The organism is Rathayibacter sp. VKM Ac-2760 (assembly GCF_009834185.1).
Taxonomy (GTDB): Bacteria; Actinomycetota; Actinomycetes; order Actinomycetales; family Microbacteriaceae; genus Rathayibacter.
In genome coordinates this window covers 4,264,787-4,278,460 of sequence record NZ_CP047173.1, presented here as the reverse complement: position 1 = coordinate 4,278,460, position 13,674 = coordinate 4,264,787, and the positions used below count along the sequence as shown (strand labels likewise).

Below are 13,674 nucleotides of genomic sequence, written 5' to 3'. Positions count from 1 at the left end.
AGGATCGGACGCGGAGCGGTGGCGGCAGTGCCGGGCCGTGCGCCCAGCGCTGCCGCCACCGATCGGCTCGGGCTCGGAACCGCCTCACGGCGGGCCGGCATCACGCGCAGAAGGACGCCGATGCCTTTCCGTAGCCGTAGTACGTGGCGTCGAGGTAGGCGCACACGATGTCGCTGGAGCTGTTGAGCTGGATGATCTTCGTGAACACCGTCGCGGCGTCGGTCTCGTCCGTTCCGGCCTTGTTCTGCCAGCCCACCGTCGAGTGGATGCTGAGGGCGACGGTCTGCGCCGGGCCGGCTGCGCTCTGGAACCACGCGTAGTTGCCGGGGCAGCCGTTCGAGTACTTGATCTGGAGTATTCCGACGTAGACGCCGGAGTCGGTGTGGACCGACGCCTCCTTCACGGGCACGTTCCCGCTGCAGTTCGTCGGGTAGGCGTATCCGCCCCAGTCGGACGCCGATGCCGACGTCGCGGGCCCGAAGGCCGCGAGAGCGGCGAGGACGCACGCGGCGAGTGCGCCGATCGTGCGTCGTCCACCGCGATGCGGGCGGGTGCGTGTCGTCACGTCCGCGTCGACCTCGCGTCGGTTCAGCCTCTGGATTCTCATCGCATGTCCTCTCGTCGACCGGTTCCCCGGTTGCGTCGTTCCCGCCTGTTCGCGGCGGCCCCACGCGTCCTGTGGGTGTGTCGGAACGCTAGGTCGGACGAAGGCCTCGCCGCCGGGGCGGCGATCCTTTCCGGAAAAGGCGGTCGTTCCCGGAAGCCGCCGGAATTCCGCTCCGGTGCACCGGACGGCGGGGCGGTGCGCCGGGCGGCGGCCCGCGAGATCCACCCTGGGCGCGGAGCCCCGCGGATGGTAGGGTAGTCAGGTTGTCCATGACCAGACGCACTCGCGTCCGCGGGAGTGGGCAGATGCTACATACCCTCCTGTCACGGAAATACCGTGGCCGTTCAGTCCGAAGGAGGTGGGTTAGTGACGCATCAGTACGAACTCATGGTGATCCTGGATCCCGAGATCGATGAGCGCACCGTCGCTCCGAGTCTCGACAAGTTCCTCAACGTCATCCGCACCGATGGTGGATCCATCGACAAGGTCGACGTCTGGGGCCGCCGTCGTCTGGCGTACGAGATCAACAAGAAGTCCGAGGGCATCTACGCCATCGTCGACTTCACGTCGACCTCGGCCGCTGCGAACGAGCTCGACCGTCAGCTGAAGCTGTCGGAGGCCGTCATGCGCACCAAGGTGCTCCGCGCCGAGGAGGGCATCGCCCAGGTCGCCGCCGCCAAGAAGCTCGCCGACGAGAAGGCCGCCCGCAAGGCTGCCAAGGCTCCGGCCGCTCCCAAGGCGTAGCGCTGATGGCCGGCGAGACGATCATCACCGTGGTGGGGAACCTCACCGCCGACCCCGAGCTGCGCTACACGCAGGGCGGGCTCGCGGTCGCGAACTTCACCATCGCCTCCACGCCGCGCACCTTCGACCGTCAGGCGAACGACTGGAAGGACGGCGAAGCGCTGTTCCTCCGGGCCTCCGTCTGGCGCGAGTTCGCCGAGAACGTCGCGGGGACGCTGACCAAGGGAAGCCGTGTCGTCGCGACCGGCCGCCTGAAGCAGCGCTCCTACGAGACGAAGGAAGGCGAGAAGCGCACCAGCATCGAGCTCGAGATCGACGAGATCGGCCCCTCGCTGCGCTACGCGACCGCTCAGGTCACGCGCGCAGCCGGTGGCGGCGGTGGTCGCGGTCAGGTCGGCGGCGGTCAGGGCGGTCAGGGCGCGAGCCAGGGCGGCTTCGGCGGCGGCAACCAAGGGGGCTCCGGCGGAAACGGCGGCGGCAACCGCGGTGGCGGCCAGGCCGAGGAGCCGTGGGCGCCCAGCGCTCCGGCCGGTGGCGACGTGTGGAGCACGCCGGGCAGCTACAACGACGAGACGCCGTTCTGAGCCTCCGGCTCGAGCGCGCCCTCACCTGAATCACGCGTCCCCGCCCCGAGAGGGGTGACGGAGGACGCGAACCAGAATCTAAGGAAACCACTATGGCTGGAAAGAGCAGCGGCGACCGCCGCAAGCCGATCCGCGGCAAGGGCGCGAAGAACGCGGCCCCCGCGAAGTCGGTCCGAGTGGGCGTCATCGACTACAAGGACGTCCCGACCCTGCGCAAGTTCATCTCGGAGCGCGGGAAGATCCGCGCCCGTCGTATCACCGGCGTCTCCGTCCAGGAGCAGCGCCTCATCGCCCGCGCCGTCAAGAACGCCCGCGAGATGGCGCTCCTGCCCTACGCCGGCAGCGGAAGGTAGGTAGCAGATGTCCAAGGTCATCCTGACCCACGAGGTCGACGGTCTCGGCTCCGCCGGTGACGTCGTCGACGTCAAGAACGGGTTCGCCCGCAACTACCTCATCCCGCAGGGCTTCGGCGTCGCGTGGACCCGCGGTGGCGAGAAGCAGGTCGAGCAGATCAAGTCGGCGCGAGCCGCTCGTGAGCACAAGACCATCGAAGAGGCTCAGCACACGAAGCAGGTCCTCGAGGCCAACCGCGTGAAGCTGACCGTCAAGGCCGGCAAGGACGGTCGCCTCTTCGGCTCCGTCAAGACCTCCGACATCGCGACTGCGGTGGCGGCGGCCGGCTACGGCGAGCTCGACAAGCGCAAGATCGTGATCTCGAACGCGATCAAGAACGTCGGCGAGCACGAGGCCGTGGTGCGTCTGCGCGACGACATCCAGGCCACCGTGAAGCTGCAGGTGGTCGCGGCCAAGTAAGGCCGCGAGAACGCCGCGGAGGGCGGTGCGACGGGACTTCACGGTCCCCTCGCACCGCCCTTCGTCGTTGCGGTTGTCCACAGCTCCATCCACATACACCCTCCCGGACGGGCAACCTTCAATGTGGTCTGGAGACTCTTTTCCCCACACAGCTGTGGAAAGTGGAAAAGACCAGGTCAGGCGGCCGAAAAAAGTTACCCGACAGTCGAGTTCCCACAGGGTTGTCCACACGTTGCCCACAGCGGGTGCGGCGTTTCCCGTTCGTTCTCCACAGTTCTCTCCACAGGGTGGTTTGACCCCAGCGGCGGCCGGTCCGTAGTGTGGCGCAGCGCCCCGCGAGGGGAGCGGGGCAGGCGCTCGACGCCCGCTGTCGGAGGTCGGGGGTAGACCTGACCCGGCACTCGCGACAGGCGGCTCAGCCGGGTCGCCACCCGTTCCGCGAGGCACCCGACAGGAGGAGGCGAAGGCATGACGATCGCGCACCTGGCGGTTCCCGGCTCGGACGGACGAGACGGGCGGGACTCCCGAGGGGACTCCCCGCGCAGCAACGAGCGCACGCCCCCCCACGACCTGCTCGCGGAGCAGTCGGCGCTGGGCGGCATGCTGCTCTCGAAGGACGCGGTGGCCGACGTCGTCGAGAGCGTCAAGGCGACCGACTTCTACATCCCCAAGCACGAGATCGTCTTCGAGGCGATCCTGGCGCTCTACTCGCACGGCGAGCCGACCGACGTCATCGCCGTCACCGACGAGCTGACCAAGCAGGGCGAGCTGCAGCGCGCCGGCGGCGCCGACTACCTGCACTCGCTCACCGCGATGGTGCCGACCGCGGCGAACGCGGGCTACTACGCCTCGATCGTCGCCGAGCGCGCGCTGCTGCGCCGCCTGGTCGAGGCGGGCACCCGCATCGCGCAAATGGGCTATCAGGGCGAGGGCGAGGTGCTCGACCTGGTCAACACGGCGCAGGCCGAGATCTACAACGTCACCGGGTCCGAGACGGCGGAGGACTACGTCCCGCTGACCGACGCGGTGACCGTCGCCATCGACGAGATCGAGGCCGCGGCGCACAAGGACGGCGCCTTCACCGGCGTGCCGACCGGCTTCGCCGACCTGGACGACCTCACCAACGGCTTCCACCCCGGCCAGATGATCATCGTCGCGGCGCGACCGGCACTCGGAAAGTCGACGCTCGCGCTCGACTTCGCCCGCGCCGCCGCGATCAAGCACAACATGGCGACGATCTTCTTCTCGCTCGAGATGGGGCGCAGCGAGATCGCGATGCGCCTGCTCTCGGCCGAGGCTTCCGTTCCGCTGCAGCACATGCGCAAGGGCACGGTCGACCAGCGCGACTGGACGACCATCGCCTCGACCCGCGGCCGCATCAACGACGCCCCGCTCTACATCGACGACTCGCCGAACCTCACGCTCGTCGAGATCCGCGCGAAGTGCCGCCGGCTCAAGCAGCGCATCGGCCTGAAGATGGTCGTCATCGACTACCTCCAGCTGATGACCTCGGGCAAGAAGGTCGAGAGCCGCCAGCAGGAGGTCTCCGAGTTCTCCCGTGCGCTCAAGCTGCTCGCGAAGGAGCTGCAGGTGCCGGTCATCGCGCTGTCGCAGCTGAACCGTGGACCGGAGCAGCGCGCCGACAAGCTGCCCGCGATCTCCGACCTCCGCGAGTCCGGCTCGATCGAGCAGGACGCCGACATGGTGATCCTGCTCCACCGCGAGAGCGCCTACGAGAAGGACAACCCGCGCGCGGGCGAGGCCGACCTCATCGTGGCCAAGCACCGCAACGGACCGACGCGCACGGTGACCGTGGGCTTCCACGGGCACTTCTCCCGCTTCGCGGACATCCCGGCGGTCTGACGCCCGTCGGTGCGTGCCCCGTCATGTGCGCCCGTTTGACAGGTTCGACGGACGTGTCAAAAATCCGCTCGGAACCGAACATGTCGGGCAGCCCGCAGTCGGGTGGCACCGTCAGGGCGAACGGCGGGGCGTCGCGGCGTTCAGGCAGGATGAGTAAGAGGGATTCGGTCCTGAGGAGGCGGTTCGCGATGATGACGAAGAAGTACTCCGGTCCGTCGGCCGGTCGTTCGATGGACTCGGTACAGAGGACGCACGCGGAGCGTCCGATGGGACGCTCGTGAGTGCGCAGGGGTCCGTCGAGGAGGTTCCGCTCGACGGGGAGAGCATCCGGCTCGGGCAGTTCCTGAAGTTCGCCGGGATCCTCGACTCCGGGGGCGAGGTGAAGGAGGCCGTCGCGGACGGCTTCGTCAGCGTGAACGGCGAGGTGGACCGGCGGCGCGGGCGGCAGCTCGTGGTCGGGGACGTCGTGGAGTTCGGCGGGCGCCGGTTCCGCGTCGGGGCCTGACCGCCCTTCAGGACGGCCGCCCTTCCGGGCGCGCGGGTGCGTGGCTAGCATCGGGGCGTGCGACGCCGGAGTCGCGCCGATCAGGAGGCTCCGATGGGGTTCGTCAGCTACGGGATGCTCGTGTCGATCGACGGGTTCGTCGCGGCTGCCGACGGCGACCTCTCCGGGTTCCCCGCTCCCGGGCCGGCGCTGCACCGGGTGTTCAACGACGGGCAGCGCGCCGCCGCGCTGTCGGTCTACGGCAGCCGGATGTGGCGGACGATGGAGTACTGGGGCCGGCCGGACCCGGAGTGGGACGAGGTGGCCGAGGACTTCGCGCGGGCGTGGGTCGAGACTCCGAAGATCGTCTTCTCGTCGACGGTGACCGAGGTGCCCGAAGGGGTGACGCTGATCGCCTCCGATGCCGTCGAGGCCTTCCGCAGGATCAGGGCCGAGACCGAGGGGGCGATCGAGGTGAGCGGGCCCGCATTGGCCGCGTCGCTCGGGGCGGCGGGGCTGATCGACGAGTACCGGCTCTACACGCAGCCGTTCGTGCTGGGCGGCGGGACGCCGTACTTCGCCGCGGGGTTCCGGCCGCGGCTGCGGTTCCTCGACTGCGAGCCGCTGCCGGAGGGCGCGGTGCTGATGCGGTACGCGCCGCGGTGATGGACGCGTCGAAGATCGACACGACGGACGCAGTTCTCCTGCCGCGCTGACATCCCGCGACAGAGTCGATCCGGGGCATGAGTCGTGGAGGATCGGAGCAATCGACCCCCTCCCAAGCCTCTCCGCGATGCTCACATGGGAGGGGCCTTTTCTTCGGACTGTGACGCGGCACCGGAGTCGTCGTGCGTCAGGTGGGCGAGGTCACGTCAGGCCGCCTGGACGATCAGCGACCGAAGCTCGCGGGGCTCGAGTCCGAAGTCGTCGGCGACCTCGGCGAGGGCCTCGCCGGCGCGGACCCTGCTGAGCACGTCGTCGACGCGCACGCCCAGCCGCTCGATGGTGGGCTGGCCGGCGTTCCGGCGGGGGTCGACGACGACGTCGACGACCTCGTAGGTGGGGAGGTGGATGACGCTGACATAGCCGTCCTCGTAGTTGATGCTCCGGAGGTACTCGGTCACCACCTCGCGGAAGACGCCCTGGTGGTTCTGGGCGACGACCAGGTGGTCCTCGCCGTTCGCGATCAGGATCTCGGCGCCGTCGGTCATCAGGCGCCGGCTGAGAAGCGCGTTCTCGAGACCGATCTCCTGGCGGAGGACGTCGATCGCCGGCCTGATCCGGGTGATCGGGAGGCCGGCACGACGGAAGGACTCGATGATGAAGCCCTCCGCCAAGGCGTTGAAGGGAACGGTGATGCCCCGGCCGTCCCGCACGCCGGTGAGCAGCGGCGCGCTGTGACCCCAGGCGCCCTGCCGGCGTTGCTTGAACCGGTGCCCGCGCGCCCAGCGGGTGAAGGAGGTCGGTGGTGCCTGGATGATCCGGGCCGCCTCGCCCTGCGTGTAGATCGGCACCGTGTGGGCGGGGTCGGTGACGGGTGCTGTTTGCATGCAAACAGGGTCGTGCTGTGGTGTCGACGGTGGACCGGTGGCGCGCTCCGACCGCGGGATCGATGGGAGTCCCCGCGACGAGTGTCGGTTTCCTGCGAGCGCGTGCGAGGCTCGCACGGAGTTGTCATCGGAGAAGGGCAGCGAGGCAGGGGCTAGGGTCCCGGACGCCGTCGCGATGCTCACGGACGTCAGGAGCGCACCATGCAGGTCGGCATTCATTTCATGAACTTCACGCTGCCGGGGGGCAGTGCCGGGATCGCGCCGATCCTCGGGGCCACGGCGCGGACGGCGGAGGACATCGGCTGCGAGTGGTTCACGCTGATGGACCACTACTTCCAGATGGAGCAGTTCGCGACGAGCGAGGATCCGATGCTCGAGGGCTACACCTCGCTGGGGTTCGTCGCGGGGCGGACGGAGCGGCTGCGGTTGGGGCTGCTCGTGACGGGTGTGACGTACCGGCACCCGGGGCTGCTCGCGAAGATCGTGACGACGCTCGACGTGCTGTCGGGCGGGCGGGCGATGCTCGGGATCGGCGCGGCCTGGTACGAGCGGGAGCACCTCGGGCTCGGGGTGCCGTACCCGGCGCTGAAGGAGCGGTTCGAGCGGCTCGAGGAGACGCTGCAGATCTGCAGGCAGATGTGGAGCGAGGACGACGGGCCGTACACGGGGAAGCACTTCCAGCTGGCCGAGACATTGAACCACCCGGAGCCGATCCAGAAGCCGGGGCCGCCGATCCTGATCGGAGGCAGCGGCGAGAAGAAGACGCTGCGGCTGGTCGCGGAGTACGGCGACGCGTGCAACCTGTTCGCGATCGGGGCGGAGGGGGTCGCGCACAAGCTCGACGTGCTGCGGCGGCACTGCGACGAGCTGGGGCGCGACTACGACTCGATCACGAAGACGATCATCGGGGGCGGCGACCCGGTCGGCGACCCGGACGGGTTCGTGCGGGCGATGGAGGAGTACGCGGCGCTCGGGATCTCGCTGGTCGAGCTCGCACCGCAGGGGCCGGACCCGGAGGGGTACGTGGCGCGGCTGGGCGAGGGAGTCGTGGGGCGACTGGCGGCGATCGGCTGAGGGCGCTGGGCGGGGCGGGTCTCGATACGCCGCTGGTGCGGCTACTCGACCGGCATTGCGGGGTGCTCCGCGCGCAACATCAGCTGAGAGCACCCGGCCTCCGCTGTCAGCGGAGGGACCCCTGTCTCAGCTGATGTTGTGCGGGTCGGCGGCGTCAGTACGTCAGCCGAGGACGCGTGTCGTCGCCGAGGGGTGCTGAGAGTGACTCCTGGCTGATGTTCTGCGTCCGGATCGAGTGCCGTGGTCTGCAGATCCGAACTGTCGAGCGCGCCCCATGCTGATCGAGTAGCCCGTGGAGCGGGCGTATCGAGATCCACCCGTTGTCGGAAGGCTGGTCTGCGGACTCAGCCGTGTTGGGGACGGTGGGTCTCGATACGCCCCTGCGGGGCTACTCGACCAGTAGGGAGTGGGGCTGCTCGACCAGCAGGCGCGGTCAGGGTCAAGGGGTGCAGCCGCAGGTTTCGCCGAGGACGAGGGTCGTCGGGAGGACGACGTGGCGGACGGGGGCGTCGGCCAGGGTCTCGTCGAGCAGCTCGAAGGCGATGCGGGCCATCTCGCGGACGGGGACGGCGACGGTCGTGACGCGGACGCCGCCGAGGAGCGCCTCGCGGATGCCGTCGAAGCCGACGATCGCGAGGTCGGCCGGGACGTGGATCCCCTCCTGCGACGCGGCGCGGAGGAGGGCGAGGGCGTGCTCGTCGGTGGTGGCGAAGACGGCGCGCGGGCGCTCGGCGCGCAGGATGGTGCGGAGGGCGGCCTCGGCCGAGACACGGTCCATCGGGACGCGGTGCAGGCGGCCGGCGGCGCCTCCGATCGCCTCCGCCCAGTAGCGGGCGCGGAGGCCCGAGGGGCCGAAGTCGTCGGGGCCGGTGACGCAGTGCACGTCGTCGAGGCCGTGGGCGAGCAGGTGCTCGACAGCGGCCCGGACGCCCTGCTGGTCGTCGAAGACGACGCTCGGCTCGGCGTCGGTGGGGGCGGCGGAGTGCAGGAAGACGCGCGGGGCGGTGTCGGCGGTGCTGGCGGGATCGATCGTGATGAGGAGGATGCCGGCCGTGCGGAGGTCGGCGAAGGTGCGCTCGTAGCCGCGCTCCACCTCCGGGTCGTACTCGGTGTTGCCGAGGAGGGTCAGCAGCGAGCGGCGGCGGGCCTCGTGCTCGATCTCGCGCGCCAGCTCGCCGAAGAAGGCGTTCGAGGAGTCGGGGACGAGCAGGCCGACGAGGTTCGAGCGGCCGACGCTGAGCGCCTCCGCGAGGGAGTTGCGGCGGAAGCCGAGCTCGGTGATGGCGGTCTCAACGCGGGCGCGGAGCTCGGGGGAGACGGGGCGCGGGCCGTTGTTGACGACGTAGCTGACGACCGTCGCGGAGGTGCCGGCCGAGCGCGCCACGTCGGCGAGGGTGGGGCGCCGGGGGCGGGCTGACATCCGGTCAGCCTAGGGGGCGGGGGTGTGGAGGGGATCTCGATACGCCCGCTGCGCGGGCTACTCGATCAGCGAAGAGGGGACGGGCTGGTCGGTCGGGAGGGGGCGGGCTGCTCGGTCGGCGGGGGCGCGGGCGGAATGTTTCACATGGGCGTAATAAACGAGCGGGTGGGGGAAACGAGGCGCGACTATGGTCGCGCTAACCGCTTAGAACCGGGTCCGCCCGGACCACTGCATCGCCCCGCCCTCCGCGCCGTCCCTCCGGTGCCGCCGACTCCTCTGGAGCGTCATGCACGACACCCTCACTCCGCTGCGCCGACCGGCGCCGGCCGCGCCGACGGCCGACGCCTCGGGCGACTCGCGCGTCGTCCGAGCGCTGGGCCGCACGGCGTGGGCGCAGGCCGTGCTCCGCGCGGTGGCCGCGGCGTCCAATCTCTCGTTCGCACACACGCGCGTCGCGGTGCTCGGCACGGGGCCGCTCGCCGCGGAGCTGGCGACCAGGACTGCCGCGATGGGCGCGCGCGTAGTCGTGGTCGGCGACGACCCGGTGGCGCTGGTCGAGCTGGCGCAGCTCGGGCTGACCGTGGCGACGGCGGAGTCGGCGGACCTGCGCGACGCGACGATCGCGCTCGCGACCGGTGAGCTCGCGGAGCCCGTGGGACCTGCGCTGCTCGGAGGCGGCGGGCCGCTCCTCCTCGTCGACGCGTCGGAGCAGGACCGGCCGGCGGTGGCTGCGGTCACCGACCCGTCCTCGGGTCGCCCCGGGATCGCGCGGGTGACCGGCGCCGGACGCGAGCTCTTCCTCCTCGTGGCGCGCGACGTCGCCGACGGGTCGGCCCGCCGCACCCGCGAGCAGTTGTCCGCGCGCTTCGCGGCCGCGGTCGACGCCGCGCAGGAGCACGACCCCTCGCCGGACGGCCTGCACGACCGAGCCGACCGCGCCCTGGCGCTGGAGCTGCTCCGATGACCGGGTCGATCCGGGACGCCTCGCTCTGGCGGCAGGGGCAGGACAAGATCGACTGGGCCGGGCGGTTCATGCCGGTCACCCGCGGGATCGCCGGGCAGCTGCGCGAGAGCGGCAGTGTGCGCGGCCTGCGGATCGGGCTGGTGCTCGTGCTCGAGCCGAAGACGGCGACGCTCGCGCTCGAGCTGGCGGCGGCCGGCGCCGATGTCAGCGTGATGTGCGGCGCCTCCAACACCCACGACGACACCGCCGCGGCGCTGCAGCACGCGGGGATCGCGGTCTTCGCCCGCTCGGACGCGAGCGCCGCCGACGACCGGTTGTTCGCGCTCGGGCTGCTCGACCGGCGACCGGACATCCTGGTCGATGACGGCTCGTCGGTCACCCGGCTCGCGCACACCGACCGGCCGGCGGTCTTCGAGACGCTGCGCGGGGCGACGGAGGAGACCACCAGCGGGCTGCGGCCGCTGCGGGTGATGGAGCGCGAGGGCGCGCTGCGGATCCCGGTCCTCGCCGTCAACGACGCGCGCTGCAAGACCCTCTTCGACAACCGGCACGGGACGGGGCAGTCGACGCTCCTGACGATGCTCGACCTGCTCGCGACTCCGCTCGACCGCGCGCACGTGGTCGTCGCCGGCTTCGGGCCGGTCGGTCGCGGGGTCGCCCAGCACGCCCGGGCGCTCGGCGCCCGCGTGACGATCGCGGAGGTCGACCCGGTGCGGGCGCTCGAGGCGGTCTTCGCCGGCTACGACGTCGACGCGCTCGAGTCGGCGGCCGGCAGCGCGGATCTGCTGATCTCGGCGACCGGCATCGCGCACACGATCGACGTGGAGCACCTGCTCGCTCTGCCGGACGGCGCGGCCGTCGCGGTCTCGGGCGGCGTCGCACAGGAGATCGCGATCGATGCGGCGCTCGCCGCGGGCGCGACCCGGCGGAGCATCGGGCACGCGCTCGAGAGCTTCGACCTGCCCCACGGCCGCTCGATCGTCGTGCTCGACGACGGCGGCTGCATCAACTGCACCGCCGGTGAGGGGAACCCGATCGAGATCATGGACCTGTCCTTCGGCGTCCAGGTGGCCGCCGTCGACCTGCTCGCGCGGGAGGCGGGGAGCCTCGCGCCGGCCGTGCACCTGCTCCCGCCCGAGGTGGACGACCGGGTCGCGCGCGCGAAGCTCGACGCGCTCGGCCTGCGGATCGACGCGCCGAGCAGCGCCCAGCGGGACTTCCTCGGCAGCTGGACCTCGACCGGCCGCCGGGCCGCTCCGCAGCGGGACGGAGCGCGCTCGTGACCGAGCTGCTGCGCCTGGAGGGCGTCGGTGTGACCTATCGCAACGCGAAGGAGCCGTCGCTGGTCGACGCGAGCCTCTCGGTGTCGAGCGGCGAGGTCGTGCTCGTGGCCGGTCCGTCCGGCTGCGGCAAGAGCACGCTGCTGCGGGTGCTGAACGGACTCGTGCCGCGCTCGTACCGCGCCGAGGTGACCGGGCGGATCGAGGTCGAGGGGCAGGACGCGACTCCGCTCGCCCTGCGCGACATCTCGGAGGTGGTCGGCACGCTGCTGCAGGACCCGGGCAAGCAGGTGGTCGGGCACAGCGTGCTCGCGGAGATCGCCTTCGGGCTGGAGAACCGCGGGACTGCTCCCGCCGAGATCCGCGAGCGCGCGCACCGGGTCGCCGAGCGGCTCGGGTTGACCGCGCTGCTCGCGACCCCGCCGCACCAGCTCTCGGGCGGGCAGCTGCAGCTCGTCGCGTTCGCCGGGATCCTGGTGCTCGAGCCGCGCGTGATCGTCATCGACGAGCCGCTGGCCAACCTCGATCCCGATGCGGCGGACGTGCTGCTGCGGGCGGTGCGCGAGTACGTCGACGGCGGTGGGGCGGCGGTGATCGTCGAGCACCGGGTCGACGAGGTGCTCGCGGTGCAGCCGGACCGGGTCGTCTACCTGGAGGAGGGCCGGGTCGCCTACTCGGGCGGCGTCGCCGGATTCCTCGAGGTCGCGTCGCCGGAGTCGGTGAAGCTGCCGTTCGAGGCGCTGCTCGCGGGCGCCGCGGGGGAGGAGTCGCCGGAGGAGGAGGCGCGGCCGGCCCCGGCCGGCACCGCCCGCCTGCACTTCGACGGCGCCGAGCTCGGCTACGGCGCGCGGACGATCGTCGCCTCCGTCGACCGCCGCTTCCACTCGGGCGAACGGGTGGCGATCCTGGGACGCAACGGCGCCGGCAAGTCGACGCTGATGCGCGCGGCCGTCGGCCTCGTCGCGCCGACCCGCGGTCGAGTGCTGCTGGACGACCGGCCGGTGCACGAGCTGAGCGCGGCCGAGCTCGTCTCGACCTGCGGCTACCTCTTCCAGAACCCGGGGCAGGCGCTCTTCAGCGAGACGGTGGAGGCCGAGCTGGCCTTCGGTCCGCGCAATCTCGGGGTGCCGGCGGAGGAGATCCCCGCGATCGCGGCCGCCGCCCTGCGGGCCGTGTCGCTCGACGACGTCCCGGACATCCTGCAGCGGCCGCCGCGCACGCTCTCGTTCGGGCAGCAGCGGCGCCTCGCCGTGGCCCTCGCGCTGACGCTGCGGCCGCGGACGCTGATCCTCGACGAGCCGACGGCGGGGCAGGACGAGCGCTCCTCCCGCCACTTCCTCGACGCGGTGTGGGGGATCGAGGGCATCGACAGCGTCTACTTCATCACCCACGACGTCGACATGGCCCTCGCGCGCGCCGACCGCGTGGTCGTCGTCGACGGCGGCGGGATCGTCGCGGACGCCACTCCCGCCGAGGTCGTGCACGACACGGCGCTCTGGCACGGCCCTGGCGTCGACCCCGGCCACTCCCGCGCGGTGCTGCGCGAGACCGACTTCGTGCGCGCCGCCCGGCGCCACGGACCCGCGAGCGGCCGCCTCCCGCGCCCGCTCGACCTCGCCCGGCGACTCCGCCGCGCGCAGGACGCCGGCGGGCCTTCCGACGCCGGCAGCACCGCCGACCCCCGCAGCACCTCCTCCCCCCTCGAAAGGACACACCCGTGACCGCCACCACCTCCACCAAGGCGAAGACCGGCCCCTGGGCCGTCTCCTCCCGCACGATCGTCTTCGGCGCCGTCGGCGCCGCCCTCTACGGGGCGCTCGGCGCCCTGAGCTTCGTGATCCCGGGGACGATGATCTCGATCCGCCCGGCGATCGCGATCATCCCCTTCGTCGGCCTGCGCTTCGGGCCGGTCGCCGGCTTCTTCACCGGCGCCGTCGGCAACGCGATCGTCGACCAGATCATGGGCTACGGCTTCCTCACCTACTGGAACTGGAGCATCGCGAACGGCCTCGTCGGCCTGCTCGCCGGACTGATCGGCTACTACGCCAAGGAGCCGCGCACCACCGGCCGCCAGCTCGTCTGGGCCGCCGCCATCGCGGTCGCCGCGGTCGTCGTCGGACTGCTCTTCACCGCCACCGACTTCCTGTTCCTCGGCCAGACCTTCCAGTACTGGTTCTTCGGCTCCTACCTCCTGGCGATCCTCGCGACCGGCATCACCGCGGTGATCCTGGTGCCCGTGCTCGACCGGGTCTGGAAGCCGCTGCAGAACCTCGCCGGACGCTGACGGGCGC

The 13,674-nt window shown here is 71.4% G+C and carries 15 protein-coding genes; 12 read left to right on the top strand and 3 right to left on the bottom strand.

The features are described 5' to 3' along the window. Positions 1–100 precede the first annotated feature (100 nt). Positions 101–607, bottom strand: a complete 507-nt coding sequence (locus tag GSU72_RS19600) for a hypothetical protein (RefSeq protein ID WP_159986540.1) — start codon at positions 605–607, stop codon at positions 101–103. A gap of 366 nt (positions 608–973) precedes the next feature. On the opposite strand from GSU72_RS19600, the gene rpsF reads away from it, so the two are divergent. From rpsF to GSU72_RS19565, 7 genes are all read left to right on the top strand, one after another. Then, complete coding sequence (rpsF, locus tag GSU72_RS19595; RefSeq protein WP_123447279.1) at positions 974–1,351, top strand: 30S ribosomal protein S6; 378 nt, start codon at positions 974–976, stop codon at positions 1,349–1,351. 5 nt (positions 1,352–1,356) lie between these two features. After that, positions 1,357–1,935 (top strand): single-stranded DNA-binding protein, encoded by a 579-nt coding sequence (locus tag GSU72_RS19590; RefSeq protein ID WP_159986539.1) that lies wholly within the window; start codon positions 1,357–1,359, stop codon positions 1,933–1,935. A gap of 92 nt (positions 1,936–2,027) precedes the next feature. Continuing rightward, positions 2,028–2,288: a 30S ribosomal protein S18 gene (gene rpsR, locus GSU72_RS19585; RefSeq protein ID WP_056039813.1), complete on the top strand. Its 261-nt coding sequence runs from the start codon at positions 2,028–2,030 to the stop codon at positions 2,286–2,288. A 7-nt stretch (positions 2,289–2,295) separates the two neighbouring features. Then, a complete protein-coding gene (gene rplI / locus GSU72_RS19580) occupies positions 2,296–2,748 on the top strand; it encodes a 50S ribosomal protein L9 (protein WP_123447282.1) in 453 nt (150 codons plus the stop codon). Positions 2,749–3,216: 468 nt separating this feature from the next. After that, positions 3,217–4,611 (top strand): replicative DNA helicase, encoded by a 1,395-nt coding sequence (gene dnaB, locus GSU72_RS19575; RefSeq protein ID WP_123447283.1) that lies wholly within the window; start codon positions 3,217–3,219, stop codon positions 4,609–4,611. A gap of 277 nt (positions 4,612–4,888) precedes the next feature. Further along, on the top strand, positions 4,889–5,116 hold the full coding sequence (locus GSU72_RS19570) for an RNA-binding S4 domain-containing protein (protein ID WP_159986538.1): 228 nt from the start codon (positions 4,889–4,891) through the stop codon (positions 5,114–5,116). 93 nt (positions 5,117–5,209) lie between these two features. Further along, the gene (locus GSU72_RS19565; RefSeq protein WP_159986537.1) at positions 5,210–5,761 is read left to right on the top strand and encodes a dihydrofolate reductase family protein; all 552 of its coding nucleotides are present in this window, start codon (positions 5,210–5,212) and stop codon (positions 5,759–5,761) included. A 206-nt stretch (positions 5,762–5,967) separates the two neighbouring features. On the opposite strand, the gene GSU72_RS19560 is transcribed toward GSU72_RS19565, so the two are convergent. Next, the gene (locus GSU72_RS19560) at positions 5,968–6,645 is read right to left on the bottom strand and encodes a DUF433 domain-containing protein (RefSeq protein WP_159986536.1); all 678 of its coding nucleotides are present in this window, start codon (positions 6,643–6,645) and stop codon (positions 5,968–5,970) included. A gap of 201 nt (positions 6,646–6,846) precedes the next feature. Between GSU72_RS19560 and GSU72_RS19555 the strand changes: the two genes are divergently transcribed. After that, positions 6,847–7,719, top strand: a complete 873-nt coding sequence (locus tag GSU72_RS19555; protein ID WP_159986535.1) for an LLM class F420-dependent oxidoreductase — start codon at positions 6,847–6,849, stop codon at positions 7,717–7,719. Positions 7,720–8,158: 439 nt separating this feature from the next. Here the strand turns inward: GSU72_RS19555 and GSU72_RS19550 are convergent, their stop codons facing one another. After that, positions 8,159–9,139 (bottom strand): LacI family DNA-binding transcriptional regulator, encoded by a 981-nt coding sequence (locus GSU72_RS19550; protein WP_159986534.1) that lies wholly within the window; start codon positions 9,137–9,139, stop codon positions 8,159–8,161. A gap of 286 nt (positions 9,140–9,425) precedes the next feature. Between GSU72_RS19550 and GSU72_RS19545 the strand changes: the two genes are divergently transcribed. The 4 genes from GSU72_RS19545 to GSU72_RS19530 are packed head-to-tail and all read left to right on the top strand — an operon-like array spanning position 9,426 to position 13,667. Beyond that, positions 9,426–10,103, top strand: a complete 678-nt coding sequence (locus GSU72_RS19545; protein ID WP_159986533.1) for a hypothetical protein — start codon at positions 9,426–9,428, stop codon at positions 10,101–10,103. After that, on the top strand, positions 10,100–11,386 hold the full coding sequence (locus GSU72_RS19540) for an adenosylhomocysteinase (protein ID WP_159986532.1): 1,287 nt from the start codon (positions 10,100–10,102) through the stop codon (positions 11,384–11,386). Before GSU72_RS19545 ends, GSU72_RS19540 begins: the two co-directional genes overlap by 4 nt. After that, on the top strand, positions 11,383–13,104 hold the full coding sequence (locus GSU72_RS19535; protein WP_159986531.1) for an ABC transporter ATP-binding protein: 1,722 nt from the start codon (positions 11,383–11,385) through the stop codon (positions 13,102–13,104). The genes GSU72_RS19540 and GSU72_RS19535 overlap by 4 nt, the downstream gene beginning before the upstream one ends. Next, the gene (locus GSU72_RS19530) at positions 13,101–13,667 is read left to right on the top strand and encodes an ECF transporter S component (protein ID WP_159986530.1); all 567 of its coding nucleotides are present in this window, start codon (positions 13,101–13,103) and stop codon (positions 13,665–13,667) included. Before GSU72_RS19535 ends, GSU72_RS19530 begins: the two co-directional genes overlap by 4 nt. Positions 13,668–13,674: the final 7 nt, after the last annotated feature.